This is a genomic window from Caldimonas manganoxidans ATCC BAA-369 (genome assembly GCF_000381125.1).
Classification (GTDB): domain Bacteria; phylum Pseudomonadota; class Gammaproteobacteria; order Burkholderiales; family Burkholderiaceae_C; genus Caldimonas; species Caldimonas manganoxidans.
Genome location: NZ_KB905957.1, coordinates 1 through 22,715 on the forward strand (window position 1 = coordinate 1; position 22,715 = coordinate 22,715).

A 22,715-nucleotide genomic window follows, 5' to 3' on the forward strand; every position below is an offset into this window, starting at 1 on the left:
GGGTAGCTGACGCGCTTGGACAGCTTCAGGTAGCGCGGGCCCCGCCCTTCGCTGCGCCAGCGCTGCAGGGTCTTGGGGCTCAGGCCCCAGCGCTGGAGAGGAAAAGATTTGAGGAGACTGATGTGATGCGACGGTTTGGTCGCGGGAAATGGGGGGAAGTGTTGGGAAATGGCGCTACATCAATGAGTTAGCGCGGTTATCCACAGGGCGGATGCGTTTGGGTGGCGTGTTCGCATTCTGGGCGACGATTCGCGCCTTGTGGGAGGGCCGCAGGAGGCGGTCAGGCGGTCTTTTTTAGGGTGGCTGTCAGGGTCTTGACGGCTTGGCGCAGCTCGGCCAGCTCTGCCGTTTGGCGAGCGCGCGCAAAAAGCTCGTCGAGGAAGGCGGAGCGCTCTTCCTCGTCTTCGATGCCCTCGACGAGGGCCATGATTTTTTCCCACCGGCGGGCGTATGGGCTGGCGGAAATGTCAGGCGTGACAGGCACTTGCACGCGCATCTCGCCTTCTCCGGTCAGTAGCCACGTCATGTTGACGCCTGTTTTGGCGATGGCGGCGAGGGCATCTGCACCGGGCTTTCGTTGCCCGACTTCATAGCCAACAAGCGTTGCCTTTGACATCCCGGCGAGCTTTGCGAACTCGTCCTGGGTGAGGCCGAGCGCGTGCCGCCATGCCTTGATTCGGTTGGCTAAATCCATGGCGATGCCCCTATGAAGCGGGGAAAAGTGCGACGTGAAAGCGGGGAAAAGTGCGACGCGGCTAAGTGCGACAAGCGCGACAAGCGCGACGTGAAAGCGGGGAAAAGTGCGACAAGCGCGACGCGAAAGTGCGACGCGACCGCGCGGCACTGGAGCGCGTAAAAAAGTTGTCGAATGACTATTGACATGCTTGTCGATCGGATAATATAGTCGCACCGTGTTCCATGAGGTTACACGAAACATGAGCCGATTGACAAAGACTCCAGATGAGGTGCGCGCCGACCTCGACCGGCGCGGGAAGTCCGTCCGGGAGTGGGCGCGCGAGCACGGCTTCTCGGATCGCATCGTCTATGAGGTGCTGCGCGGCCGCCTGAAGGGGCGGCGTGGGCAGACCCACAAGGTGGCGGTGCTGTTGGGGCTCAAGGATGGGGTTGTCGAATGACAAACTTCACGATTGAGCAAATTGCGGAAGCTACGGGGGTGAGCAAGCGCAGCGCAGAGCGCCGCGCCCTCCGCGAATCCTGGCCCTACACAGAGGAGACCTGCCGGGGTGGCCGGCGGCGGTTGTATGACCCGCAGGCGCTGCCGGAGGACGTGCGGGTGAAGGTGGAGTGCTGGCAGGCGCTGAGGCTGGCGCAGGAAAAACGCCTGACCACAGGAGGGATGGATCATGGACATGGTGACGCACCCGGACACGGAGTTGATGGTGGCCACGCTCACCCGCGTGGGGCGGCGCTGGATGCTGATGCTCTGGGATGGCGAGGGCCGGTATCTGGCCACGCAGTGGCACCGCTCGCGCAAGTCGGCGCTGTCGCGGCTGCTGTCGCATTGCACGGCGCTCGGGGTGCCGTGGCCGGCGTTTTGACCGCCCCCGCTACGCCAGATGTCGCCATTGCTACGCCGGATGTAGCGCCTTCCTCTTTTATCTCCGCCCTCAGCGGCGAGTCCATCCCGGCGGGCGTGCCCTCTCCCGCCGATTCCAGCCCGGCGGCCACCGGCGCGGGTGGGCTCGCCGATGGGGGTGGCGCTGGATGCGCCTTGGTATCACGGGGCCAGGGCCCTGGCCGCCGTGACGGTACCAGCGGCAAAGCGGGCGACGGCCCGTCGAGCGCTGGCAAAGGGCAGCTAACCCTGGGGGCCGGTTCGATTCCGGCTGCCCCCACCCATACCCCGCCCGATGACGTGCCCGACCATGTGCTGGTGGCGCAGCTGGTGGGCGCGCGGCTGGCGACCGAAGCGGATTTTGCCCGGGTGAACAGGGCGCGGATGCTGGCGCACCGGCTGGCGGGCCTGTTGGCCGTGCCGGATGGTCAGCGCGGGCGGCGGGAGGTGGCCAAGAGAATCGCCGCGGAGTTCGGGTTCAAGAGCTTCCAGCACGTGTACCGGCTGCTGGACCTTTACAAAAAGGGGGGGCTGATGGCGCTGGCGCGCCTGGGGCAGCGCAGGGACCGCGGGCAGGCGCGGGTGCTGGTGTCGGTGGCCTTCGAGTCGTGGGCGGCGTCGCACCCGGAGCTGGGAGAGCCTGCCGCGCTGGCGGAGAAGATGATGCAGCTCACCCGCGCGGCGTGGGTGGGCGGGGCTGCGGGGGCGATGCAGGCGTGGCTGAAGGCCACGGCCGCCCTGGCGAAGGAGTTGATGGATGCGGGGCATGCGCGCGAGGCGGCTGCGCAGCTGCTGTCACTGCCGTGCCCGCGGCGGTTCGTGGAGGCCGAAGGCAGGAAGTTCCGCGTGGCGGGGCTGGCGAAGCGCGACGGCAAGGCGGTGTACGACCGGCATCTGGCGCCGGTGCCGCGCACGGCGGCGGGGCTGATGCCGGGGGATGTGGTGTGCGGGGATATCAGCCCGCTGGACATTCCGGTGGCGCGCAAGGATGGCAGCGTGGCCTACGCGCGGATGATCGCCTGGCACGACGTGGCCACGAACTGGCTGCATGTGGACGTTGTGCTGCTGGACAAGGGCGAGGGCATCCGCCGCGAGCACGTGGCGGCGTCGTTCTGCCGCATGTGCGAGACCGCACCTTTCGGTGCGCCGCGCCACCTGTATCTGGACAACGGCAGCGAATACAAGTGGGAGGAGCTGATCCAGGCGTGGGTGCAGGTGGCGATGCTGACCAAGCATGCGCTGCGGGTGGATTTGAATGAGCTGCTGCCGGAGCAGGCGCGGGTGACGCGCTCGATTCCCTTCCACCCGCGCGGCAAGCGGATCGAGGGGCGGTTCGGGAATCTGCATCAGCACCTGGCCTGGTGGTTCGGCTATGTGGGCGGCAACCGCATGGCCAAGAAGATCACGACGATGGGCAAGGGGGTGGAGGTTTCCGACTTTGCGCTGGTGCAAGAGTGGCTTCAGTTGACGCTGGAGGACTACCACACCACGCCGCAGCAGGCCGAGCACATGAAGGGGCTGTCGCCCATGCAGAAGCTGGAACAGGCGCGCGAGGCGGGCTGGAAGAAGGCGGTGATCGAGCGGGAAATCCTGATGCTGGCCTTTGCCGACCGCGAAATGCGCAAGGTGGATCGCGGCTGCATCAACTGGATGGGGCGCACGTGGTTCCACGACGAGCTGATGACGATCGATGGCCGGGTGGAGGTGGCCTGGCCGCGCATCGCCGCGCCGGAGTACGAGGGCTTGATCGTGCTGGATCCGCGCACGCAGCGGGTGATTTGCGTGGCGCAGCCGCAAGTTCCGGTGGGTCTGCTCGACCAAGCCGGGGCGAAGGAGGCGGCGCGGCGGCGCAAGGCGTTCCGGCTGCTGGTGGCCGACCGCGAGAGGGAGGCTGGCGGTGCGCTCGACGGCGCGGCTCTGGCCGGGGTGCGGGCGAAGGCGCTCGGATTGGACGAGACCCTGGCCGCCGTGGAAGCGGAGGCGGTGCGCATCGAGCCGAGCCCGGAGGCGCAGCAGTTGCGGCAGAAGTACCTGGAGGCGATGGAGGCGCGGCTCAAAGAGACGACGCGCCGGGCCGCCGAGCGGGCCGCCGCGGAAAACCTCATCCGCTGGGCGGAGGAGGACGAGGACACCAAGGCCGCAAGGGCGATGGGGTTCTGAATGGTTTTGAGTTCCGCCCTGCGGCAACCGGGCGGGTGTTTTGAGGGCAACAACAGGAGGGCTATCCCTTGAGAACGAATGATATCCGCGAGACCAAGGTGGTGAAAGAGGCCGTGGCGCTGGCGTCGCTGGTGCTGGCCTCGGAAAACCCCATCGGCGAGATCACCGGGCCCGCGGGCGCGGGCAAGAGCATGGCGGGCCGCGCGATTTGTGCGCGGCATGGCGCGGTGCGGGTGGCGGCGTGGGATGGCATCACCCGGCACCAGATGCTGGCGGCGATTGCAGCGGGCCTCGGCATCGAGGGCGCGGGGGCGGTGGAGCGGCTGTTGCGCCGGGGTGATGACGAGGAGCGCGCGCTGGTGGTGGTGGACGAGGCCAACAAGCTCGGCTGGCGGGTGCTCGAAGCCCTGCGCTACCTGGCTGACGAGTGCGGCGTCGCGGTGATCCTGATCGGCACCGAGCTCTACACGCGCAAGTTCACGGATGCGCGCACGCGGCCGCTGCTGCTTCAGTTGGGCAGCCGCATCGGGGCCAAGCGCGTGGCCGCGCGGCACCTGGACCGGGCGGAGACCTATGCGCATGTGATCCGGCCATGGCTTGGCGAGGTGACGGACAAGGACCTCGTGACCGCCTTCTGGACCGGCTGCCGCCGGGGCAACTACCGCGAGGCGGTGGAGCTGGCCGGCGAGTGCCGCCGGGTGATGGAGACCAACGGCCTTGGCGTGCTCACGCCTGCGGTGCTGGAGGCGGCGGTGAAGTGGATGGCCAACCGGTATGCGGTGGAGGGGTGATGGATGCGGCTCTCCGACATCGCGCAGGTGCTGGGCTGCTCGGTGCCCACGGCCTCGCTCTTGCGCAACGGTCGCTATGGCGAGGTGGCCAAGGACTCCCAGCTTCCCGAGCGCTACGCGGCGCTGGTGCGGCTGGTGGAGGAGGCGCGCGCAGCGGCCACGCTGGATACGGCAGCGATTTGCCGCACCTGCCCGCGCGAGGACTGCACGGGGTGCCGGGTGGCGGAGTTGTGAGCGAAGGAGACTGGAGATGATGACGTTGAGGCGCGAGGTGCGGCGCGTGCTGCGCGACGGAACCATCCTCATCAACGGGGTGGCGTTTGATCTGGGTCGTGATCTGGCAGGGCGGTTGGTCGAAGCAGTGCTCGAACCAGACGGTCGAGCTTGTCATTGGCGTCTTGTAGTTGATGACGCAGAAAGTCAAGGCACTTTGGCATCACCCGGCCTTGCTCGCACTCCGGGCTGTAGTTGTCAAGGCCATTGCAGTCGTACGCGTGCTTGCACGATGCGAACTGGCGGAATAGCGCGCGCTCGTCCTCTTCTGACATGCGACCTTCTGGTGGATACAGCATGCGCATGCGCCGCAGCAGATGGGCCGGGAGCATGAAGGCACCGCAGCGGGGGCAGAGTTTTCGCGGGGCGGCAGGCGTGCGGCGGCGGTTGATGTCGTCGCTGCTGGGCGTGACGGTGATGGTCTCGCGCGTTTCGCACAGATAGCAGGCGTATTCGGCTTCGATGGGCTTCATGAGGGCAGTTTAGACCCCTGGCCGGGGGCGCAAAGAGGATCAAAACATGGCAAAGGTGGCAAAGAAAGAGCAAGCAGTGGCGGCAGCCGAGGTCAAGGCTGGCCAGCCTGCGGCGTACATCGAGCCGCACGGCGGCGGCGAGTGCGTGGACGCTGTGGCCCCGGCGCTGGTGCGGCAGGCGGTGGCCGCTTGGGGGCTGGTCAAGCGCATCGATGAGCTGGAGGAGGAGCTCAAGGGGCTCAAGGACGAGCTGGCGCAGGCGCTGGGCACGGGGGTGTCGCTGGTGGTGCCGGGGGTGTGCCGGGTGAGTGTGGTGGCCACGTCCAGCGTGTCGGTGGCGGATGCGGACAAGCTGCGCGCGCTGTTGGGCGAGCGTTTTGACGACCTGGTGACCGAGAGCGTGAGCTACAAGCCGAGCGAGCAGCTCATCGAGATGAGCGCCGATGGCGACGATCCGATGGCCCCGGCATACCGCGCGCTGCTGAAGGTGCGGCAGGGGCGCACGGTGCGCATCACGGCCGAGAAGTGAGGCGGAGGGCGCGCCATGGATGAGGTGGATCTGGATACCCCGACGGCGCGCCCGCCGGTGCGCGCCTTCGATGCGGGGCTGGCGCAGCGGGTGGCGCAGGGTCTGGGCGGGGTGTGGGAGGCGCGCCAGATCGAGGGGCTGCTGGCGTGGCTGCAGCGCTACGAGCGGGCGCTGCAGCACATCGCGGTGCACGGCGACGCCCGTAGCGCGATGCTGGCGTGCCGCACGCTGGCTGGGGTGGAGTGAGGCGCGCCCCGCCATGCCCGGCGTGCCGGGCATGTCAGGACGTGTCACGGGAGTGCGAGGCGATGGGTGAGCGAGTACGAGTGGCAGACCGCCGTCGGCGCTTGATCGCGCAGGCGCATCTGGCCGCCAAGCAGGCCGGGTGCGTGGAGGAGGCGGACCGGCGCGCGGTGCAGCAGATGGTCACCGGCAAGGCGAGCTGCGCCGAGATGAGCGAGCGCGAACTGGTGCGGCTGATCGACCACTGGGGGCGCGTGGGCGCGCAGGTGCGCGCGGCCCTGCCCGACGGCGGCGACGCACCGGGCATGGTGACGCGCTGGCAACTGGCCACCCTCGAGCGCCTGGCCTGGGAGATGGGCTGGGACGAGGGCCTGAAGGATGAGCGGCTGCTGCGCTTTGTGCAGCGCACGGCCAAGGTGGAGCGCATCCAGTGGCTGGAGAAGGCTGCGGCTTCCGCCGTGATCTCCGGCCTGATGCGCTGGAAGCGCCAGCGCGTGCGGAGGGCGGCATGAGGCTGGGGCGCTGCCCAGTGTGCCATGCGCACCTGCACCTGGACGCGCTGGTGCAGGACGAGGCCGGGCGCGAGCTGCTCGCATTGTGCGCGACGCTTCCAGACGATCTGGGGCGGGCACTCATCGGGTATCTGAGCCTGTGGCGGCCCGCGCGCGGCGACCTGGACAACGCGCGGGCGCTCAAGCTCGCCCGCGAGGCGCTGGCGCTGGAGGCGGACGCCGCGCGGCTGGCGGCGGCGATGTTTGAGACGGTGGAGGCCATTCGCGCCAAGGGCGAGGCTCGGCGGATGACGAACCACAACTACTTGAGGCGCGTGCTGGAGGGGATGCCGCAGGGTGCGGCGGCGGTGGCGGTGGAGCGAGTTTCACCGGCTCGCCGTGTCGTCAGCAGACTCTCGGCCACCGAAGAGGCGATTCTCGCCATCCGGCAGGTTGGCGTCGAGGGTGACGCGCGGGCGTGCGCGTACCGTGGTGCGCAGGCGCGGGCTCAGGGCGGTGAGCGCAGTCTCGGGCGCGAACTCCACGGCTTCGATGACGCGATCGACGTTTAGCGCGGCGGCAATGGAGGATTCGAGATCGTGAATCGAGCGGTTTCGCATGTCCATGCTGAGACTCCGGCATGGCTGCTGGAGCTTGTCAAGGCGCGCATGGAGCGGCTGGTGATTCTGGGGCTGGAAGGCCGCCCGCTGGGGCGCGCCATGGGCGAGGTGGTGCGGATGTGGGCGCAGATCATCGCCGGGCGGCTGCCGCAGGCCGATGCGGCGCTGGATGCGCCCCGGCTTCATGCGGCGTTCGATGTGCTGGAGGCGACCTGCGAGCGCTGGCCAGCGCCGAAGCAGCTGCTCGATGCGCTGCCCGCGCGGCCGCAGCCCCAGCCGCTGCCGCCGCCGCCGATGAGCGAGGATCAGAGGGCGAAGGTGCGGGCGATGTTGGCCGACGTCGCCGCCAAGCTGAGGATGCCACGGTGATGCATGCGGCCAGATTGGATGCGAGCCCCCGCTTGCAGCGGGTGCTGGATGTGTTGATGACGGGGCGGGACTTGACCACGCTGGATATCGTGGTCGAGGCCGGGGTGTGCGCGGTCAATTCGTGCGTGGCGGAGCTGCGGGCCAACGGCTACGACATCCGCTGCTGGCGCGAGGGGGCGCTGTGGTTTTACCGACTGGAGGGGCAGCGTGGCGTTGGCTGACACGCGGCTGCTGGAGGGCCTGATCGGCCGCGAGGCGCTGGAGGCGCTCATCCAGACCTGCGGCGGGCTGTCGATTCCGATCCCGAAGCGGCTGCCGCTCTCGGGCCCGCTGATGGACCTGCCGCCCGCGGCGCAAGCGGCGCTGGTGCGCTATGCGGGCGGGACGGAGCTGTATATCCCCAAGTGCGACGGCGCGCGGCGCGAGGCGCTGTACCAGCGCATCCGCGCCGAGTACGACGCGGGCGCGCGGGTGCAAGACCTGGCGCGCAAGTACCGCTTCACCGAGCGCTGGATTTACGAGGTGCTGGGCCGCCCCAGCCGCGAGGAGGCGCAGGGCGCGCTGTTCTGACGCGCCGCCGGGCAGGCGCGGGTGAACGCTTTCGCGCTACCCGCTGCGCGCTGGACGCGGGACGATGGCGGGCATGCGCAAGCCCGCTGCCTTGACTGTCGTTGCTGCCCTCACGCTCGCGTCCATCGCGGGCTACGAGGGCTATCGCCGCACGGCCTACGACGACGGCGTGGGCGTGCAGACGGTGGGCTTTGGCTCCACCCGGCACCCGGACGGGCGGCCGGTCAAGCCCGGCGATGCGGTGACGCCTGAGCGCGCCGTGCTGATGCTGGCTCATGATGCCGACCGCATCTGGCGCGAGGCGGCAGCATGCATCGCCGACGTGCCGCTCACCGACGGCGAGGCGGCGGCGTACCAGAGCCTGGTCTACAACATCGGCGCGGGGGCGTTTTGCCGCTCGACCCTGGTCAAGAAGCTCAAGGCGGCGGCCGCACCACACCTCACCCCAGAGGAGCGCGAGGCGCGCTACGCCGGGGCCTGCCGCGAAATCCTGCGCTGGAACCGCGCGGGCGGGCAGGTGCTGCCGGGCCTGAGCAAGCGCCGGGAAGCCGAGTACCGGCAGTGCATGGGGGAGGTCAAGTGATCCCGGCGTCGATGCGCACGCCCTGGCCCGCCGTGGCCGCTGCCGTGCTGCTCATCGGAGCCGGGTTCGCTGGCGGTTATGCCCTCAAGGGGCGGCTGGATGCCACCGAGATCGAGCGCTTGCGCGGCGACTTGGCCCGCATGGCGGCCGCCCACGCCGAGGACAAGCGCGCCGCTGCCGAGGCGGCTGCTGCGCGGCTGGCGCAGGCCGAGGCTGCTGCGCGCGAGGCCACGCTCGCATTGCAGGCGACGAAATCCGCGCTCGCCGCCACCCAGAAACGCCTGAAGGAGGAGCTCCATGCCTTGCCGACTGCTGGCCGTTGCGGCCTGTCTGGCCCTGCTCGCGGCCTGCTCAACGCCGCCATCGCGGCCAACGCCCTGCCCGATGGTGCCGCCGCATTTGCTGACGCCGATGCCGAATCTGCCGCCGATACCGGCCCCAGCAGCGAGGCCGACGTCGGCGGATGGATTGCCGACGCCATCGCCCTCTACGGCGAGTGCCGCGCCCGGCTCGACGCCATCCGCCAGTGGGATGCAACCGTGAACGGGGGGCGGTGATGGAAGGGGATATTTTGGGCGGACTGATGCGCTGGCAGGTGTCGATCTGGATGATCGGCGCGCTGGCGGGGGCCTTGTTTTTTGTGATGCGCGCGGCGCTCTCGCGCTTCATGCGGGAGATGGATGCGCGGCTGGAGCGCATCGAGCGGGTGACGGAGGAGATCGCGCGCATCGACGGCGAGCTGGCGCGGCTGCGCGCGGAGCTGCCGGTGCACTACATCCGCCGCGACGACCACGTGCGCGACATCACCACGCTGTCGGTCAAGCTGGACCGCATTTATGAGCTGTTGCTGATCAAGGGGGTGCAGAAATGACGAGCGAGCGCCGCATCGACGCCGCGCTGGATGTGGGCCGCGCGCACCGCGAGACGCTGCGCTGGGTGCTGCTGACGGCCTTGTGGCATTCGCGCCCGTATGGCGCGCGGGAGGATTTGTTGAGCCTGTGCGCGGCCGACGCGGGTGTGAGCGCCACGCTGGACGAGGTGCGCCGGGAGCTGGGCTGGCTGGAGAGCCATGGTCTCGCTCGGCTGCTCAAGGAGCGCCCGGTGTGGGACGCGACGCTCACCGCGCTGGGCGAGGACGTGTACGACTACCGGGCCGAGGCCCCGGCGGGGCTGGCGCGCCCGCCGCGCTGGTGAGGTGGGCGAGATGGCGCGCAAATACGCCGCCAAGCGCCTGGACCCGCAGGCGCGCGCCTGGCTGGAAGCGGCCATTGCGCAGGACCGCTACACGCTGGCCGAACTGGTGGCTGAGTTGCAGGCCCGCTTCGGCGAGACCCTGAGCAAGTCGGCCATCCACCGCTACGGGCGCGAGATTGCCGAGCGGGCGCAAGCGGCCATGGCCCGCGTGGAGGCCACGGCGCGTGTGGCGCGCGAGATCGTGGCCGCCAGCCCCGACGAGGCCGACGAGCAGTCGGCGGCCACCATCCGGCTGGTGCAATCGGCCTTGTTCGATGCGCTCTTGAAGGTGCAGGAGGCCGAAGGCGAGGAGACGGCCGAGCGCATCAAGCTTTTGAGTCAGGCTGCGCGGGCGATTGCCGATGCCAGCCGCGCCAGCATCGGGCAAAAGCGCTGGCAGGACGAAGTGCGCGCGCGCATCGATGCGCTGGAGAAGGACGCCGCCAAGGGCGGCAAGCGGCTCGATGCCGAGACGCTGCGCGCGGTCAAGGAGGGGTTGTATGGGGGCTAGCCCCATCCTCTACCCCTACCAGCGCCGGTATCTGGCGGACAAGAGCCGCTGGAAGGCCGCCTGCTGGAGCCGCCAGACCGGCAAGACCTTCACCACCACCCTGGAGGCGGTTCTGGACGTGCTGGATGCCGAAGCCGAATGGCGGCTCAGCCGCTGGACGATCCTCTCCATCTCGCGCGATCGCGCCCTGGATGCTATCCGCAACGGCGCGGCGCTGCACATGCGGGCGATCGGCGCGGCGTTTGAGCTGCTGGACGTGCCGTTTGAGCACGACGAGATGGCGCACATGGTGCGGCTGCCGGGCGGCTCCTATGTGCGGGCGATCGCCGCGCGGCCCGAGACGGCGCGCGGCATGAGCGACAACCTGATCCTGGACGAGTTCGCCCACCACAGGGACAACCGCGAGCTGTGGCGGGCGCTGGTGCCGGTGGTCTCCCGGCCCGATCTGAAGCTCAGGGTGATCTCCACACCGAACGGCGTGGGCGACATGTTCCACCAGATCATGACAGACGGGCTGGGTGGGCTGTTTTCCCGGCACGTGGTGAGCATTCACGATGCGGTGGCCGACGGCCTGCCGCGCGACATCGAGGAGCTGCGCCGGGCGGCGGGTGATCCGGACACCTGGGCGCAGGAATACGAGTGCCAGTTCCTCGACCACGCCGCCGGTCACTGGCTGGCGATGGAGGACATTCTGGCCGCGCAGGGGCCGACCGGCGACTACGCCTGGGGCTGGTGCTACGTGGGCATGGACATCGCCGCGCGCGGGGATATGACCGTGATCGCGGTGCTCGAAGAGGTGGGCGATGTGCTCGCCTGCCGCGAACTCGTCGAACTGAAGGCCGCCTCGTTTGCCGCGCAACTGGCAGAACTCGATCGGGTGATGCGGCAGTACCGGGTGGCACGCGCCTGCATCGACCAGACCGGCATGGGCGAGATGCCGGTGGAAGAAGCCCGGCGGCGGCACGGCAGCTACCGCATCGAGGGGGTGGTGTTCACCCCGGCCGCGAAGCTGGCCATGGCCGTCTCACTCAAGGACCGCTTGCAGCAACGGCGCATCCGGCTGCCCGAGGGCGAGGCGCTGGTGGCCGATCTGCGCAGCGTGAAAAGCGAACCCGGCGCGGGGGGCGCGCCCCGGCTGCTCGCCGAGCGGCAGGGCGGCAGCCACGGCGACCGCTTCTGGGCGCTGGCGCTCGCCTGCGCGGCGGCGGGATCGGAAGGACCGCCCGCCTACGAAGGATTCAAGGCCATCCCGCGGGTGGCCGGGGCTGCGGATGATGGCCCGCAGTACGGACGGAGGATGTTATGAGCGTGTTGACGGATTGGGCAGATCGAACGTTGCGTCGAGCACTTGCCGGAGACGGTCTAGTTCGGTCAGGAAATCGTCCGCGATGGCGCTGTTTAGCGCGCGTGCTTTCAGCGTTTCGGCGTGAAAAGCAAAGCGCTGGCGCAGGCGGTCGCGATCCGGGTGTGTCTCGATGAGTGCAATGCAAAACGGCACGAGCACCTGCATTTGCGCTTCCAGCGCGCGCAGGCGCTGCTGCACGTTGAGGTTGATGGCTTTCTGATCCACGGCTGCCCTCCTGTGATTGTGACGGGGTATTACACATGATTCTCGACGCCTACGGCCAGCCGATCCGGCAGGCCGAATTGAAAGAGCCGCAGACCGCGCGGATTGCGCGGCACGCGCGGCCGTGGATCGACCCGGCGCTGGTCAAACTCACCCCGCGCGAGGTGGCGCAGCGGCTTGCCGCCGCCGACGACGGCGACCTCTCGGCCCAGCACCGGCTGTTTGCCGACATGGAAGACCGCGACGCGACCATTGCCGCCGCCATGCAGCAGCGCGCGCTGGCGGTGGCGCGCCTGCCCTGGCACATCGAGCCGCCGCCGGGCGCGGATGCCAAGGAGAAAAAAGCCGCCGAAGCCGCCGAAGAACTCATCCGCGCCGGGATCGACGCGCTGGAGGATGTGCTCGTGGACCTCATGGCCGCCGTGGGGCATGGCTTTGCCGCTGTGGAAATCGCCTGGCAGCGGCAGGGCGATGCGTGGCTGCCCGACCTCTACCCGCGCCCGCACGAGTGGTTTGGCGTGTCGGATGACCGGCGCAGCCTGGCGCTGCTGGACGATTCGGGCCGCGGGCAGGGCTTGCGCCCCTTTGGCTGGGTGCTGCACCAGCCGCGCCGACCCAAGGCCGGGTACGTGGCGCGCGGCGGGCTGTACCGCGCGCTGGTGTGGCCCTTCGTCTACAAGGCGTATGCGGTGGGCGACCTCGCTGAGTTCCTGGAGACCTACGGCCTGCCCTTCGTGGTGGGCAAGTACGGCCGCGAGGCCACCGAGGAGGACAAGACGCGGCTGCTCTCGGCGGTGGCGAGCCTTGCGCACGACGCGCGCGCCATCATGCCGCTGGAGATGCAACTCGAAATCCACAAGATCGCGGGCAGCGGCGACGGCGCGCCGCACCTGAAGATGATCGCCTGGGCGGACGAGGCCATCGCCCGCTGCGTGCTGGGGCAGACGCTCTCCAGCGAAGCCAAGAGCACGGGGCTGGGCAGTGGCGTGGCCGATCTGCACGCGCAGGTGCGCCAGGACATCCGTGATGCGGATGCGCGACAACTGGCCGCCACGCTCACGCGCGACCTGATCTGGCCGGTGGTGGCGCTGAACTTTGGCCTCGCCGACCCCCGGCGCGGCCCGCGGTTGGTGTTCGACACCTCCGAGCCGGAGGACGTGAGCACCTGGGCGGAGGCGCTGCCCAAGCTCGTCTCCATCGGCCTTCCGGTGCCCGCGCGCTGGGCGGCGGAGAAGCTGGGCATCCCCGCGCCGGAAGGCGACGAGCCGGTGCTGGGGGCAGCGGCTGCGAGCGCGCAGACGGCGCAGACGGCGCAGACGGCGGCGCTGGCGGCGGGGGATGACGCGCAAAGGGTCACCCAGAATGCGAGCACGCCACCGCAGCCGGACGCGCTCGATGCGCTGGTGGAGGAGGCGCTGGCCGACTGGCAGCCGCTCGTCGAGCCGATTGCCGAGCGCATGCAGGCCATCGTCGATGAGGCCGTGCGCGACGGCGCGACCGCCGCCGAGCTGATCGAGCGGCTGACCCGTGCGCTGCCCGAGCTGCCCGCCGAACGGCTGGCCGGGCAGCTCGCGCGCGCGCAGTTCGTGGCCCGCGTGGCGGGGGTGGAGGGGCGGGATGGATGACGCCGACCGCGCGCAATTGGAGGTGGAACGCGAGCAGGAACGCTTGATGCGCGCGCGCCGCCCGGCGGGGCCTGCCGCCACCGGCGCTTGCCTGTGGTGCGAGGAGCCGCTGCCCGATGGCCGCCGCTGGTGCGACGCGGCCTGCCGCAACGCCTGGGAGCTGACCCATGCCCGTGCGCCTGGCCGCTGATGCGGGCGATGCGCCGCTGTTCGCTGCGGCCAGCCCCCAGGAGTTCGCCCGCGCCTTCCGCCTCACGCCCGAGGGGGCGGTGCGTTATCTCCAAGGTCGCGCGCGCGTGCGCGTGACCTACGACTGGCACGAGTTGTGGCAGGACGAGCATGCGCGGGCCTTCACCGTCTCGCGCCTCACCCGTGCCGATCTGCTGGAGGCAATCCGCCAGAGAATCGAAGCGAGCGTGCAGGGCGACCTCTCCCGGCGCGACTTTGTGCGCGACGTGAAAGCCATGCTCCGTGAGGCGGGCTGGTGGGGAGAAAACCGCGTCCTCACGCCCGACGGGCGCGAGGTCAAAACCCACTTCCACCCCCGGCGGCTCAACCTTATCTACGACGTCAACACCCGCATGGCCTACGCCGCCGGGCGCTGGGAGCGCGTCCAGGCGGCCAAGGCGAGCCACCCCTTCCTGCGCTACGTCACCCGTGCCGATGAGCGCGTGCGGCAAAGCCACCGCCAATGGCACAACGTCACGCTGCCGGTGGATGACCCGTGGTGGCGGACGCACTACCCGCCTTGCGGCTGGCGCTGCCGCTGTACGGCGGTGGCGCTGCGGGCCAAGGACGCGGAAGGCAACCCGAGCTTGAAGCGCCAGGCTCCGCAAGAGCCGCTGGTGGAGTGGAAAAACCCCGTCACCGGCGAGCTGCGGCAGGTGCCCTACGCCATCGACCCCGGCTTTGGCTACAACGCGGGCGAGGCGGCCGCGCGCTGGCGGGGGCTGATTGACGCCGCGCGCGACAAGGTGGCGCGCTACGCGGCGGCCACCGGTGCCGGGTTGGCCGATGACCTTGCCCCGCTCATCGAGCGCGACTGGGCGGGCTGGGTGGAGGACGTGCTGGCCGGGCGCGAGCGCAACCGGCTGGGCTGGCTGGGGGTGATCTCGCCGCTCGATCTGGCGCACCTCGTGCAAGCCGGCATCGAGCCGCTGTCGGCCGAGGTGATGGTGCGCCCTGGGCTGCTGCGCGGGCCGAAGGCGGCGCGCCATGCGCGCGATGGAGACGTGATCCCGGATGCGCTGTGGCGGGTGCTGCCCGCGTTGTTCCGGCAGGCGCGGGCGCTGCTCGTGGACGTGAAATCCGGCAAGCCGCTGTGGGTGCTGCCGGGTGGCGGCGATGGGACGGCGCAACTGGCCATGCAGGTGGATTTCGTCACCGGCAGGCCAAAGCGGACGACCAATGCGATGGTGTCGGCCTACCGAGTCACGCTCGGCAATCTGCGCAACCGGCTGCGTGAAGGCAGCGTGCGCCTGTTGTGGGGGAGTCTTGAGTGACGGAGGGGCGGGAAACTCCCTCATTGATCTACGGCGCGGGCCGTAACCTCGTGGACACCCCTTGCCACGACTCGCCACTCAAGACGGAGCAGCGGAGGGCCGGACGTCCCCTCATCCAACGCGGTCTGTGCAACCGCCCTGCCCGTGGACTCCGAAAATTTCCACGGCTCGCTGCCTATGCGGATCATAGCCCGCTGTGGGGGAGCATGGAAGATGAAAAGGCTGCGCAGGGTGGGAATTGAACCCACACATGCTCCGCGCATCGCGGTCCCGTTACCGGTCAGGGCGCACCGCACAGCCTTGCTGTCAATATAGCACGGAGGCCGCATGATCCGCATCGACATCGACGACCGCGAAGTCCGGCAGGCGCTGGAACAGCTTGCCCGGCGCGTGGCCGACATGACCCCGGCCCTGCGCGCCATCGGGCAGGAGATGGAAACCCGCATCGCCACCCGCTTCGAGGCCCGGCGCGACCCGGCCGGCCGCCCCTGGGCACCCTTGCGCCCGGCCACCGAAGCCGCCAAGCGCGGGCGCGGTTCGATCCTCTACCGCACCGGCGAGATGCTCGACTCGCGCACCCATCGCGCCGGGCCCTTCGAGGTAGCGGTGGGCTTTGGCAAGCCCTACGCGGCCTATCACGAGTTCGGCACGAAGCGGATGCCGCGGCGCGGGCTGCTCATGGCCGACCCCGAGCGGGGCGCGCTGGGCGAGGATGACAAGCGGGCGATCCTGGACATTCTGGCCGAGTACCTGGCCGGGGGGCGCTAGGCCAGCGGCAGCTCGATCTGCGGCGCACCAGGCCGGTGTTCCTGTACCGCGAGCAGCGTGTAATCTGTGCGCAGGTTGCCGTCGGGCATCAGGCGCTGCGTGATGCGGGTGCGGCCGATGATGAGATCGCCCTTGGCAAAACGCACCAGGTTGCGGTCCACGCGCGAGAGAAAGTCCTGATCGGCCACTTCGACGAAGGCGGTGACGTTGCCGTCCGACAGCCGCCACTTGTTGCCCTCCTTGAACGAGAGGCTCACGATCGAGAACGCCATCGTGTGCTCGTCTTCGTGCACCACGGTTTCATCGGCCGCGGGGGGCACGAACCAGGCGGCTTGCTCGCGCGTGACCACGGCATCGATGCGCTCATCGGTGCCTAGCGCCACGGTGTCCACGCCGTCGCGCTCGATGGGGGCGACCACCTGCCACAGGTGTTCGCGCACGCGCAGGTGCCGCAGCAGCACGATGGTGTGTTCTTCTACGGTGATCGCGTCGCCGTCGTCGCACAAGAGCCGCCGCTTGCCGTCCGGCGTGGTCTCCACGCCACGCGGGCGGCGGCCGCGAAGCCACTGGAGCGCGCCGATGAGGCCGCCGATGGTTCCCAGCAGGGACGCCCCGTTGACCAGCGAGGTGGCCGTCTCGCCGCGCAGCCACTGCATGACCTGCTGCGCCAGGTCGGCTGCCACGGTGAGGTCGATGCCAAAACTGCCGGTCTTGAAGCTGGCCTTGACCTCAACCTTGACGAGGATTTGATCGCCCCACAGGGCGCGGGCCGCTTCTTCGGCCAGATCGCCGAAGGCCAGCAGCGCCGGGGCCAGCAGCCGCACGTCCATCGTGTGCGCCTGCAAGGCAGGACCGTCGTATGTCAGGCGGGCGGAGCTCATGCGAAAAATGGTAGCACGCCCAAAAACCGCCTCTGGCGCGTTTTTTCATGCGGGTGGCTACCATCCCATTGACCAGGCCCGGACCCCCACTTTAGCGGGCTTTAGCGGGGGGTCTATGGGGCTTTTGGGCGGCGGGGGTGGGCTGCGCTGGTCGCGGCGGGCATGAACATGCCCGGCTGAACGCTTTCCGGCTGGGCGGCGCGGCGCTGGCTGGCGACGATGCGGGGCATGTCGAACCTGCCCATGTCTGTTGCCGCGACCTCCTGCCTGGCGGCGCTGGCCGCCAATTTGCCCAGCGCAGCGCCGGAAGCCTTCCGGCTGCTGCCGCTGGGGTCTTTTCGCGCGGTGGACGGGCGGCCCGAGAAACTCGACGCCTGGGTGCTGACGGCAGACGACGCGCAAAAGATCGCCGCCGACCTCGCGGCATTGAACCGCGACCTGCCCATCGATTACGAGCACCAAATATTAGAGGCCAAGCGCAACGGCCAGCCCGCCCCGGCGGCCGGCTGGATCCAGCGCGTGGGCGTGCGCGCGGAGGGCGACGCGCCGGGTCTGTGGGCCGAGGAGGTGGTCTGGACCGAGCGCGCGCGCCAGATGATCGCCGCCGGGGAGTACCGCTACATCTCCCCGGTGTTCCGTTTCGACCCCAAGACGGGGCGCATCACGGCGCTGCTGATGGCGGCGCTGACCAACCACCCCGGCCTCGATGGCCTGACTGACCTGCAACCCCTCACGGAGGACACCCCCATGCCTGATTCCATCGCCGCCCTGCGCGAGGCGCTGGGCAACCCTGACCCGGCCATCGACCCGGCCGCCGCTGCCGTGGAGGCGCTCAAGGCCAAGGATGCCGAGATCGCGCGCCTGAAGAAAGAGGTGGAGGCCGTACAGGCCGCCGCCGTGCCGATGAGCGAGCACGCCAAGCTCCAGGCGGAGCTGGCCGCTCTGTCCGCCCGTGTGGAAGCCGACGAGCGCGCGCGCCTGATCGAGGCGGGGCTTGCTGACGGGCGCATCCTGCCCGCGCAAAAGGACTACTGGAGCCAGCAGCCGATCGCCGCGCTGAAAGCCTGGCTGGAGGTGGCCCAGCCGGTGGCGGCGCTCACCGGCCAGCAGTCTGGAGAAGTCGCGCCGAATGCGAACAAGACCGCCGCCTTGAGCGCCGAGGCCGAGCATCTGTGCCGCATCGCGGGCTGGACGCCGGAGGTGTTCCGTGGCTGACCTGACCGCTCACCGCGCCGCGCGCCGCCGCCTGCTGATTGCGCTGTACGAGGCGCGGCTGGCCAACCCGCTGCCGCGCATGGACCCGTATGTGTCGCTGGCCGTGCTGGCCGACCTGGTGGCCGACGCCGAGTTCCACATGGGCGTGCTCACCGAGGCAGGCTACGTGCGTCAGCGCGGCTACGCCTGGGCGATCACCGCGCAAGGCTGCCTGTACCTCACCGATCAACTGAACGAGGAGTAAACCGACATGGCCATCATCACCCCGGCGCTGCTGAGCGCTCTGAACACCGGCTTCAAGAAGGACTACCAGGACGCGTTCGAGGCGATGCGCGCCGCGAGCGTCTATCAGAAAATCGCCACCGTGGTGCCTTCGGCCACGGCGTCCAACACCTACGGCTGGCTGGGGCAGTTCCCGGCCTTCCGCGAGTGGGTGGGCGACCGTGTGATCAAGGACATGGCCGCGCACGGCTATGCGATCACCAACAAATCGTGGGAAGCCACGGTGGGGGTCAAGCGCACCGACATCGAGGACGACGCGGTGGGCGTCTACCGCCCGCTGATGGCCGAGATGGGCCGCGCCGCAGCCGCTTTCCCGGACGAGCTGGTGTTCGGCCTGCTCAAGGCGGGCGAGAGCACGCTGTGCTTTGACGGGCAGAACTTCTTCGACACCGATCACCCGGTCTATCCGAACGTGGACGGCACCGGCTCGCCCGCGCTGGTGTCCAACCTGCAAGCGGGCACCGAGACGCCCTGGTATCTGCTGGATGCCTCGCGCGCCATCAAGCCGCTGATCTACCAGGAGCGCAAGGTCCCCGAGTTCGTCGCCATGACCAAGAGCGACGACGAGCGGGTGTTCACCAGCAACGAATACCGCTACGGCGTGGACCTGCGCGCCAACGCGGGCTTTGGCTTCTGGCAGATGGCCTACAAGTCCAAGGCGGCGCTGACGCCCGAGAACTACGCCGCCGCGCGCACGGCGATGATGAGTCTGAAGGCCGACGGCGGTCGGCCGCTGGGCATCCGCCCCACGCTGCTGGTGGTGCCGCCGAGCCTGGAGGCCGCCGCGCGCGCGATCGTGGGCAGCCAGCTCACCACCGGCGGGGCGACCAACCCGTGGTACGGCACGGCCGAAGTCATCGTCACGCCGCATCTGCTGTGAGGCTAAAGCGATGGCCGCCAAAAAACCCCGCGCTGCTGACGCGCCTGAGGCCGCCGCCCCGGTGGCGGGTGTGGTGTACCTGGTGGTGACGCTCAAGGCCAGCCACCCGACGCCGCGCTACCACCGGGCGGGCCGCCTGTTCGCGCGCGGTGCGCCGCAGGAGGTGGCCGCCTCGCCCGAGGAGGCCGAGGTGTTGCTGGCCGACCCGCACCTGGCGGTGCAGCGGCAGGAGGGTTAAGTCGTGCCCTACGCCACCCAGGCCGATCTGGCGCTGGCCATGCCGCCGGTCACGCTCAAGCAACTGGCCAACGACGACCCGGCTGCCGAGTCGCCCGACCCGGCCATCGTAGAGGCCGCGCTGGAGCACGCCACGGCCCGCATCGACGCGGCGCTGGCGGCGGCCGGTGCCAGGCTACCCGACCCGCCCCCCGCGATCATCCGCGAGGCTGCGGTGGGGCTGGCGCGGGCGTGGCTGTATCACCGCCGCCCGGAAGGCATGGACTACCCCGATGCGGTGCGCCGCGAGGCCGACGCGCTGGAAGCGATGCTCAAGGCCATTGCCGCCGGGCAGCTTCGCATCGGCGCGACCGGCACGCCTTCCGGCACGCTGGAGGTGGCGCGGGGCGCGCGGCCGCGTGACTGGGGGATGCTGGCATGAGCGCGGCCTTTGACACGCGCGCCGTGCTGGCCGCCGTGGCCGCACGGATCAAGGCGACGGTCACCGGCGTCGAGGTGGGGCTGACGCCCGAGCGTGCGAGCAGCTGGCGACTCAACCACCCGCGCGCCGCGCTGCTGGTGGACTACCGCGGCAGCCGCTACGGCCAGCCGCAGCGCATGGGGCTGGTCGCGCAGCCGCGCACGGTGCAGATCGGCGTCAACGTCGTCGCCCGCACGCTCAACGACGCCTATGGCGCGGTGGCGCTGGTGGATGCCGTGCGCGCGGCCCTCTTGGGCTGGACGCCGCCGCACTGCAAGGCACTTGCGGCCGCCTCCGACCGCTTCGTGGCGGAGGAAGGGGGCCTGTGGTTTTACGAGATCGTCTTCGAGGCCGAGACGCTGGCCATCGAAGACCGGGAATCCGCCGCGCTGCCCGTCTTGACGCGCGGCAATGCCGACTATGGCTTCGAGACGGAGGACATCACGCCATGACCACTTATATCTACAGCGGCCCGATGAGCGCGGCCACCCTGCCCGACGGGCGCGAGGTGGTGCTCATCGACAGCCAGACCGTGGAGCTGCCCGAGGACAACGCCTGGGTGCAGACGCTCGTTGCGCGCGGGCACCTCGCCCCCGTGCCGACTGCGCCCGCGCCCAAGAAAACCGCCCAGAAAGGAGACTGAACCATGGCCGCAAACTTCCTGCACGGCGTCGAGACCGTCGAAATTCTCAAGGGGCCGCGCCCGATCCGCCAGGTCAAGACCGCCGTGGTGGGGCTGATCGGCACAGCCCCGACCGGCCCGCTCAACACCCCAACCATCGTGCTCTCGGAGCGCGACGCCGCCGCCTTCGGCGAGGCGCAGTATGCGAGCGGATACACCATCCCGCAGGCGCTGGACGCGATCTTCGACCAGGGCGCGGGCACGGTGATCGTGATCAACGTCTGCAACCCGGCCACGCATAAGCAGGCCGTGACCAACGAGACGGTGACGCTCGATGCCGTCACGGGCGTGGGCAAGCTGGCCAAGACCTACGTGAGCGCCGTCGTCGTCAAGAGCGAAGACCTCGCCACCCCCTACGTGCTGGACACCGACTACACGCTGGACGCGGCGGCGGGCACCATCACCCGCAAGCCGGGCGGCGCAATCGCCAGCGGTGCCACGCTCAAGGTGAGCTACGAGCATGTCGCGCCGAATCTCGTGACCTCCAGCGACATCATCGGCACGGTGACCGCCGGGGGCGACCGCACCGGCATCAAGGCGCTGGACGACACCTACAACCGTTTCGGCTTCAACGCCAAGCTGATCCTGGCCCCGGTCTATGGCACGCTGACTGCCGTCTCCACCGAGCTGATCGCGATGGCGCACAAGCTGCGCGGCATGGCCATCATCGACGCGCCCATCGGCGTGACGGTGCAGCAGGCGGTCGAAGGCCGGGGGCCTGCGGGCAGCATCAACTTCAACACCTCCAGCGAGCGGGCCATCCTCTGCTACCCGCATCTCAAGGTGTTCGACGCGGCGACCGGCGCCGAGCGGCTGGAGCCGATGAGCCAGCGCCTGGCGGGCGTGATCTGCCGCAAGGACGCAGACAACGGCTATTGGTGGAGCCCCTCGAACACCGAGATCATGGGCATCACCGGCGTCGAGCGGCCCATCACCGGGCGCATCAACGATCCGCAGAGCGAGGCGAATCTCCTCAACGAAAACGGCATCGTCACCGTCTTCAATTCCTTTGGCACGGGCCTGCGCGCCTGGGGCAACCGCTCCGCGGCCTGGCCGTCGATGACCCACCCGCGCAACTTCATCAACGTGCGCCGCACGGCGGACGTGCTGCACGAATCGGTGGAATACAGCATGCTGCAGTTCATCGATGCGCCCATCGACGACGGCCTGATCGATGCGGTCAAGGAGTCGGTCAACGGCTTCATCCGCACGCTGATCGCGCGCGGGGCGCTCATCGACGGGGCCTGCACCTACGACCCGGCCAAGAACCCGCCGACGGAAATCGCGCTCGGGCATCTGACGTTCGACGTTACCTTCATGCCGCCCACGCCCGCCGAGCGGATCACTTTCGAGAGCTTCATCGACATCGGTCTGCTGGCCAAGCTCGGCAGCCAGCAATGAGGAGCTAAGACATGGCCAACATCCTGATTCACCGCATCACCAATGCGAACATCTACATGGACGGCGCAAACCTTCTTGGTCGTGCCGAGGAAATCGAGCTGCCGCAGGTCAAAGTCAAAATGGCCGAGCACAAGGCGCTGGGCATGGTCGGCACCATCCGCGCCTTTTCCGGCATCGAGGCGCTGGAAGGCAAGATCAAGTGGGCGAGCTTCTACGCCGATGTGCTCAAAAAGGCTGCCAACCCCTTCAAGACCGTGCAGCTTCAGGTGCGCGGCTCGCTGGAGGGCTGGAACACTCCCGCGGGTCGCAACACCGAAAAGCCCGTGGTGGCCGTAATGCAAGTTCTGTTCAAAAACTTCCCGCTCGGGCAGTTCAAGCAGCACGAGAACGTCGAGATCACCACCGAGTTCGACGCCTGGATGGTCAAGCTCACCGCCGAAGGGCAGGACATCCTGGAGATCGATGTGGCGGCCAACATCTACAAGGCGGGCGGCGTCGATATGCTGGCGAACTACCGCGCCAACATCGGAGGCTGAGCTAGATGGACATCGACCTCAAATACCCGATCACCACCGGCGACGGCAAGAAGGTCTCGCGCCTTCAGCTTCGCCGCGCCACCGTGGGCGACTTGAAGGCCGCGCAGCGCGTCTCGGACAAGGCCGAGGAGCAGGAAATCGCGCTGATCGCGCGGCTCACGGGCCTCGTGCCGGAAGACGTGGAGCTCTTGGACCTGGCCGACTTCAAGCGGCTGCAGGATTCCTTTCGCGCGGCTCTCGACGGCTGACATCGAGGC

36 protein-coding genes and 1 tRNA gene are annotated in these 22,715 nt (G+C 69.2%); 32 read left to right on the top strand and 5 right to left on the bottom strand.

Annotation, left to right across the window (positions count from 1 at the left end):
- Nucleotides 1-280: 280 nt before the first annotated feature.
- The gene (locus F615_RS0113490; RefSeq protein WP_019561711.1) at nt 281-694 is read right to left on the bottom strand and encodes a helix-turn-helix domain-containing protein; all 414 of its coding nucleotides are present in this window, start codon (nt 692-694) and stop codon (nt 281-283) included.
- A 241-nt stretch (nt 695-935) separates the two neighbouring features.
- Between F615_RS0113490 and F615_RS0113495 the strand changes: the two genes are divergently transcribed.
- From F615_RS0113495 to F615_RS0113515, 5 genes are all read left to right on the top strand, one after another.
- A complete protein-coding gene (locus tag F615_RS0113495; RefSeq protein ID WP_019561712.1) occupies nt 936-1,136 on the top strand; it encodes a BcepMu_gp16 family phage-derived protein in 201 nt (66 codons plus the stop codon).
- 228 nt (nt 1,137-1,364) lie between these two features.
- Nucleotides 1,365-1,559, top strand: a complete 195-nt coding sequence (locus F615_RS0113500) for a hypothetical protein (protein ID WP_019561713.1) — start codon at nt 1,365-1,367, stop codon at nt 1,557-1,559.
- A 317-nt stretch (nt 1,560-1,876) separates the two neighbouring features.
- Nucleotides 1,877-3,736, top strand: coding sequence for a hypothetical protein (locus F615_RS0113505; protein ID WP_019561714.1), 1,860 nt, complete (start codon nt 1,877-1,879; stop codon nt 3,734-3,736).
- A 68-nt stretch (nt 3,737-3,804) separates the two neighbouring features.
- Nucleotides 3,805-4,527, top strand: a complete 723-nt coding sequence (locus tag F615_RS0113510; protein ID WP_156824642.1) for an AAA family ATPase — start codon at nt 3,805-3,807, stop codon at nt 4,525-4,527.
- Nucleotides 4,528-4,530: 3 nt separating this feature from the next.
- Nucleotides 4,531-4,761, top strand: coding sequence for a hypothetical protein (locus F615_RS0113515; protein WP_019561716.1), 231 nt, complete (start codon nt 4,531-4,533; stop codon nt 4,759-4,761).
- 71 nt (nt 4,762-4,832) lie between these two features.
- On the opposite strand, the gene F615_RS0113520 is transcribed toward F615_RS0113515, so the two are convergent.
- Nucleotides 4,833-5,273, bottom strand: a complete 441-nt coding sequence (locus tag F615_RS0113520; RefSeq protein ID WP_019561717.1) for a hypothetical protein — start codon at nt 5,271-5,273, stop codon at nt 4,833-4,835.
- A gap of 46 nt (nt 5,274-5,319) precedes the next feature.
- Here F615_RS0113520 and F615_RS0113525 point away from each other — a divergent pair, with 46 nt between their 5' ends.
- From F615_RS0113525 to F615_RS0113585, 13 genes are all read left to right on the top strand, one after another.
- The gene (locus tag F615_RS0113525) at nt 5,320-5,802 is read left to right on the top strand and encodes a hypothetical protein (protein WP_019561718.1); all 483 of its coding nucleotides are present in this window, start codon (nt 5,320-5,322) and stop codon (nt 5,800-5,802) included.
- A gap of 15 nt (nt 5,803-5,817) precedes the next feature.
- Nucleotides 5,818-6,048, top strand: coding sequence for a hypothetical protein (locus tag F615_RS0113530; RefSeq protein ID WP_019561719.1), 231 nt, complete (start codon nt 5,818-5,820; stop codon nt 6,046-6,048).
- A 62-nt stretch (nt 6,049-6,110) separates the two neighbouring features.
- Nucleotides 6,111-6,557, top strand: a complete 447-nt coding sequence (locus tag F615_RS0113535) for a regulatory protein GemA (RefSeq protein WP_083932480.1) — start codon at nt 6,111-6,113, stop codon at nt 6,555-6,557.
- Nucleotides 6,554-7,108: an HI_1489 N-terminal domain-containing protein gene (locus tag F615_RS19505; RefSeq protein WP_019561721.1), complete on the top strand. Its 555-nt coding sequence runs from the start codon at nt 6,554-6,556 to the stop codon at nt 7,106-7,108. The genes F615_RS0113535 and F615_RS19505 overlap by 4 nt, the downstream gene beginning before the upstream one ends.
- Before the next feature lie 96 nt (nt 7,109-7,204).
- Complete coding sequence (locus F615_RS18625) at nt 7,205-7,525, top strand: hypothetical protein (RefSeq protein WP_019561722.1); 321 nt, start codon at nt 7,205-7,207, stop codon at nt 7,523-7,525.
- Nucleotides 7,525-7,746, top strand: coding sequence for a hypothetical protein (locus F615_RS0113550; RefSeq protein WP_019561723.1), 222 nt, complete (start codon nt 7,525-7,527; stop codon nt 7,744-7,746). The genes F615_RS18625 and F615_RS0113550 overlap by 1 nt, the downstream gene beginning before the upstream one ends.
- On the top strand, nt 7,733-8,095 hold the full coding sequence (locus F615_RS0113555) for a Mor transcription activator family protein (RefSeq protein WP_019561724.1): 363 nt from the start codon (nt 7,733-7,735) through the stop codon (nt 8,093-8,095). The genes F615_RS0113550 and F615_RS0113555 overlap by 14 nt, the downstream gene beginning before the upstream one ends.
- Before the next feature lie 73 nt (nt 8,096-8,168).
- Nucleotides 8,169-8,678, top strand: a complete 510-nt coding sequence (locus F615_RS0113560; protein ID WP_156824643.1) for a lysozyme — start codon at nt 8,169-8,171, stop codon at nt 8,676-8,678.
- A gap of 32 nt (nt 8,679-8,710) precedes the next feature.
- Entirely contained in the window at nt 8,711-9,235 is a 525-nt protein-coding gene (locus F615_RS0113565; RefSeq protein ID WP_211211811.1) for a hypothetical protein, read from the top strand.
- The gene (locus F615_RS20330; RefSeq protein WP_019561727.1) at nt 9,235-9,549 is read left to right on the top strand and encodes a hypothetical protein; all 315 of its coding nucleotides are present in this window, start codon (nt 9,235-9,237) and stop codon (nt 9,547-9,549) included. The genes F615_RS0113565 and F615_RS20330 overlap by 1 nt, the downstream gene beginning before the upstream one ends.
- The gene (locus tag F615_RS0113575) at nt 9,546-9,872 is read left to right on the top strand and encodes a hypothetical protein (protein ID WP_019561728.1); all 327 of its coding nucleotides are present in this window, start codon (nt 9,546-9,548) and stop codon (nt 9,870-9,872) included. The genes F615_RS20330 and F615_RS0113575 overlap by 4 nt, the downstream gene beginning before the upstream one ends.
- A 10-nt stretch (nt 9,873-9,882) precedes the next feature.
- A complete protein-coding gene (locus F615_RS0113580; RefSeq protein WP_019561729.1) occupies nt 9,883-10,422 on the top strand; it encodes a phage protein Gp27 family protein in 540 nt (179 codons plus the stop codon).
- Entirely contained in the window at nt 10,412-11,728 is a 1,317-nt protein-coding gene (locus F615_RS0113585; protein WP_019561730.1) for a phage terminase large subunit family protein, read from the top strand. Before F615_RS0113580 ends, F615_RS0113585 begins: the two co-directional genes overlap by 11 nt.
- On the opposite strand, the gene F615_RS0113590 is transcribed toward F615_RS0113585, so the two are convergent.
- Nucleotides 11,723-11,992 (bottom strand): hypothetical protein, encoded by a 270-nt coding sequence (locus tag F615_RS0113590; RefSeq protein ID WP_019561731.1) that lies wholly within the window; start codon nt 11,990-11,992, stop codon nt 11,723-11,725. The two genes, F615_RS0113585 and F615_RS0113590, sit on opposite strands and share 6 nt — an antisense overlap.
- Before the next feature lie 35 nt (nt 11,993-12,027).
- Here F615_RS0113590 and F615_RS0113595 point away from each other — a divergent pair, with 35 nt between their 5' ends.
- The 3 genes from F615_RS0113595 to F615_RS19725 are packed head-to-tail and all read left to right on the top strand — an operon-like array spanning nt 12,028 to nt 15,116.
- Entirely contained in the window at nt 12,028-13,614 is a 1,587-nt protein-coding gene (locus F615_RS0113595; RefSeq protein ID WP_019561732.1) for a phage portal protein family protein, read from the top strand.
- Nucleotides 13,607-13,804, top strand: a complete 198-nt coding sequence (locus F615_RS18630; RefSeq protein ID WP_019561733.1) for a hypothetical protein — start codon at nt 13,607-13,609, stop codon at nt 13,802-13,804. The genes F615_RS0113595 and F615_RS18630 overlap by 8 nt, the downstream gene beginning before the upstream one ends.
- Nucleotides 13,782-15,116 (top strand): phage head morphogenesis protein, encoded by a 1,335-nt coding sequence (locus F615_RS19725; RefSeq protein WP_019561734.1) that lies wholly within the window; start codon nt 13,782-13,784, stop codon nt 15,114-15,116. Before F615_RS18630 ends, F615_RS19725 begins: the two co-directional genes overlap by 23 nt.
- A 223-nt stretch (nt 15,117-15,339) precedes the next feature.
- On the opposite strand, the gene F615_RS19985 is transcribed toward F615_RS19725, so the two are convergent.
- Nucleotides 15,340-15,405 (bottom strand) — tRNA-OTHER (locus F615_RS19985).
- 38 nt (nt 15,406-15,443) lie between these two features.
- Between F615_RS19985 and F615_RS0113610 the strand changes: the two genes are divergently transcribed.
- Nucleotides 15,444-15,884 (top strand): phage virion morphogenesis protein, encoded by a 441-nt coding sequence (locus tag F615_RS0113610; RefSeq protein WP_019561735.1) that lies wholly within the window; start codon nt 15,444-15,446, stop codon nt 15,882-15,884.
- Here F615_RS0113610 and F615_RS0113615 read toward each other — a convergent pair.
- Nucleotides 15,881-16,765 (bottom strand): LAPAL motif-containing putative phage structural protein, encoded by an 885-nt coding sequence (locus F615_RS0113615; protein ID WP_026330321.1) that lies wholly within the window; start codon nt 16,763-16,765, stop codon nt 15,881-15,883. The two genes, F615_RS0113610 and F615_RS0113615, sit on opposite strands and share 4 nt — an antisense overlap.
- A gap of 243 nt (nt 16,766-17,008) precedes the next feature.
- Here F615_RS0113615 and F615_RS18640 point away from each other — a divergent pair, with 243 nt between their 5' ends.
- From F615_RS18640 to F615_RS18650, 10 genes are read left to right on the top strand one after another with little or no spacing between them, the layout of a single operon-like run.
- The gene (locus F615_RS18640) at nt 17,009-17,980 is read left to right on the top strand and encodes a phage protease (RefSeq protein WP_169452432.1); all 972 of its coding nucleotides are present in this window, start codon (nt 17,009-17,011) and stop codon (nt 17,978-17,980) included.
- Entirely contained in the window at nt 17,973-18,224 is a 252-nt protein-coding gene (locus F615_RS0113630; RefSeq protein WP_019561738.1) for a hypothetical protein, read from the top strand. Before F615_RS18640 ends, F615_RS0113630 begins: the two co-directional genes overlap by 8 nt.
- 6 nt (nt 18,225-18,230) lie before the next feature.
- A complete protein-coding gene (locus F615_RS0113635) occupies nt 18,231-19,142 on the top strand; it encodes a Mu-like prophage major head subunit gpT family protein (RefSeq protein ID WP_019561739.1) in 912 nt (303 codons plus the stop codon).
- A 10-nt stretch (nt 19,143-19,152) separates the two neighbouring features.
- Nucleotides 19,153-19,380, top strand: a complete 228-nt coding sequence (locus tag F615_RS0113640) for a hypothetical protein (RefSeq protein WP_019561740.1) — start codon at nt 19,153-19,155, stop codon at nt 19,378-19,380.
- 3 nt (nt 19,381-19,383) lie between these two features.
- Nucleotides 19,384-19,800: a phage protein Gp36 family protein gene (locus F615_RS18645; protein ID WP_019561741.1), complete on the top strand. Its 417-nt coding sequence runs from the start codon at nt 19,384-19,386 to the stop codon at nt 19,798-19,800.
- On the top strand, nt 19,797-20,291 hold the full coding sequence (locus tag F615_RS0113650; RefSeq protein ID WP_019561742.1) for a Gp37 family protein: 495 nt from the start codon (nt 19,797-19,799) through the stop codon (nt 20,289-20,291). The genes F615_RS18645 and F615_RS0113650 overlap by 4 nt, the downstream gene beginning before the upstream one ends.
- The gene (locus F615_RS0113655; RefSeq protein ID WP_019561743.1) at nt 20,288-20,482 is read left to right on the top strand and encodes a hypothetical protein; all 195 of its coding nucleotides are present in this window, start codon (nt 20,288-20,290) and stop codon (nt 20,480-20,482) included. The genes F615_RS0113650 and F615_RS0113655 overlap by 4 nt, the downstream gene beginning before the upstream one ends.
- Nucleotides 20,483-20,485: 3 nt before the next feature.
- On the top strand, nt 20,486-21,922 hold the full coding sequence (locus F615_RS0113660) for a phage tail sheath subtilisin-like domain-containing protein (RefSeq protein ID WP_019561744.1): 1,437 nt from the start codon (nt 20,486-20,488) through the stop codon (nt 21,920-21,922).
- A gap of 11 nt (nt 21,923-21,933) precedes the next feature.
- Nucleotides 21,934-22,458, top strand: coding sequence for a phage major tail tube protein (locus tag F615_RS0113665; protein WP_019561745.1), 525 nt, complete (start codon nt 21,934-21,936; stop codon nt 22,456-22,458).
- Between the two features lie 5 nt (nt 22,459-22,463).
- Nucleotides 22,464-22,706 (top strand): phage tail assembly protein, encoded by a 243-nt coding sequence (locus F615_RS18650; protein ID WP_019561746.1) that lies wholly within the window; start codon nt 22,464-22,466, stop codon nt 22,704-22,706.
- Nucleotides 22,707-22,715: the final 9 nt, after the last annotated feature.

Coding starts and splice junctions, on each gene's coding strand:
- F615_RS0113490 (WP_019561711.1), bottom strand. CDS start 694: ATGGATTTAGCCAACCGAATCAAGGCATGGCGGCACGCGCTCGGCCTC.
- F615_RS0113495 (WP_019561712.1), top strand. CDS start 936: ATGAGCCGATTGACAAAGACTCCAGATGAGGTGCGCGCCGACCTCGAC.
- F615_RS0113500 (WP_019561713.1), top strand. CDS start 1,365: ATGGACATGGTGACGCACCCGGACACGGAGTTGATGGTGGCCACGCTC.
- F615_RS0113515 (WP_019561716.1), top strand. CDS start 4,531: ATGCGGCTCTCCGACATCGCGCAGGTGCTGGGCTGCTCGGTGCCCACG.
- F615_RS0113520 (WP_019561717.1), bottom strand. CDS start 5,273: ATGAAGCCCATCGAAGCCGAATACGCCTGCTATCTGTGCGAAACGCGC.
- F615_RS0113525 (WP_019561718.1), top strand. CDS start 5,320: ATGGCAAAGGTGGCAAAGAAAGAGCAAGCAGTGGCGGCAGCCGAGGTC.
- F615_RS0113530 (WP_019561719.1), top strand. CDS start 5,818: ATGGATGAGGTGGATCTGGATACCCCGACGGCGCGCCCGCCGGTGCGC.
- F615_RS0113535 (WP_083932480.1), top strand. CDS start 6,111: ATGGGTGAGCGAGTACGAGTGGCAGACCGCCGTCGGCGCTTGATCGCG.
- F615_RS19505 (WP_019561721.1), top strand. CDS start 6,554: ATGAGGCTGGGGCGCTGCCCAGTGTGCCATGCGCACCTGCACCTGGAC.
- F615_RS18625 (WP_019561722.1), top strand. CDS start 7,205: ATGGAGCGGCTGGTGATTCTGGGGCTGGAAGGCCGCCCGCTGGGGCGC.
- F615_RS0113550 (WP_019561723.1), top strand. CDS start 7,525: ATGCATGCGGCCAGATTGGATGCGAGCCCCCGCTTGCAGCGGGTGCTG.
- F615_RS0113560 (WP_156824643.1), top strand. CDS start 8,169: ATGCGCAAGCCCGCTGCCTTGACTGTCGTTGCTGCCCTCACGCTCGCG.
- F615_RS20330 (WP_019561727.1), top strand. CDS start 9,235: ATGGAAGGGGATATTTTGGGCGGACTGATGCGCTGGCAGGTGTCGATC.
- F615_RS0113575 (WP_019561728.1), top strand. CDS start 9,546: ATGACGAGCGAGCGCCGCATCGACGCCGCGCTGGATGTGGGCCGCGCG.
- F615_RS0113580 (WP_019561729.1), top strand. CDS start 9,883: ATGGCGCGCAAATACGCCGCCAAGCGCCTGGACCCGCAGGCGCGCGCC.
- F615_RS0113585 (WP_019561730.1), top strand. CDS start 10,412: ATGGGGGCTAGCCCCATCCTCTACCCCTACCAGCGCCGGTATCTGGCG.
- F615_RS0113595 (WP_019561732.1), top strand. CDS start 12,028: ATGATTCTCGACGCCTACGGCCAGCCGATCCGGCAGGCCGAATTGAAA.
- F615_RS18630 (WP_019561733.1), top strand. CDS start 13,607: ATGGATGACGCCGACCGCGCGCAATTGGAGGTGGAACGCGAGCAGGAA.
- F615_RS19725 (WP_019561734.1), top strand. CDS start 13,782: ATGCCCGTGCGCCTGGCCGCTGATGCGGGCGATGCGCCGCTGTTCGCT.
- F615_RS0113610 (WP_019561735.1), top strand. CDS start 15,444: ATGATCCGCATCGACATCGACGACCGCGAAGTCCGGCAGGCGCTGGAA.
- F615_RS0113615 (WP_026330321.1), bottom strand. CDS start 16,765: ATGAGCTCCGCCCGCCTGACATACGACGGTCCTGCCTTGCAGGCGCAC.
- F615_RS18640 (WP_169452432.1), top strand. CDS start 17,009: ATGTCTGTTGCCGCGACCTCCTGCCTGGCGGCGCTGGCCGCCAATTTG.
- F615_RS0113635 (WP_019561739.1), top strand. CDS start 18,231: ATGGCCATCATCACCCCGGCGCTGCTGAGCGCTCTGAACACCGGCTTC.
- F615_RS0113640 (WP_019561740.1), top strand. CDS start 19,153: ATGGCCGCCAAAAAACCCCGCGCTGCTGACGCGCCTGAGGCCGCCGCC.
- F615_RS0113650 (WP_019561742.1), top strand. CDS start 19,797: ATGAGCGCGGCCTTTGACACGCGCGCCGTGCTGGCCGCCGTGGCCGCA.
- F615_RS0113655 (WP_019561743.1), top strand. CDS start 20,288: ATGACCACTTATATCTACAGCGGCCCGATGAGCGCGGCCACCCTGCCC.
- F615_RS0113660 (WP_019561744.1), top strand. CDS start 20,486: ATGGCCGCAAACTTCCTGCACGGCGTCGAGACCGTCGAAATTCTCAAG.
- F615_RS0113665 (WP_019561745.1), top strand. CDS start 21,934: ATGGCCAACATCCTGATTCACCGCATCACCAATGCGAACATCTACATG.
- F615_RS18650 (WP_019561746.1), top strand. CDS start 22,464: ATGGACATCGACCTCAAATACCCGATCACCACCGGCGACGGCAAGAAG.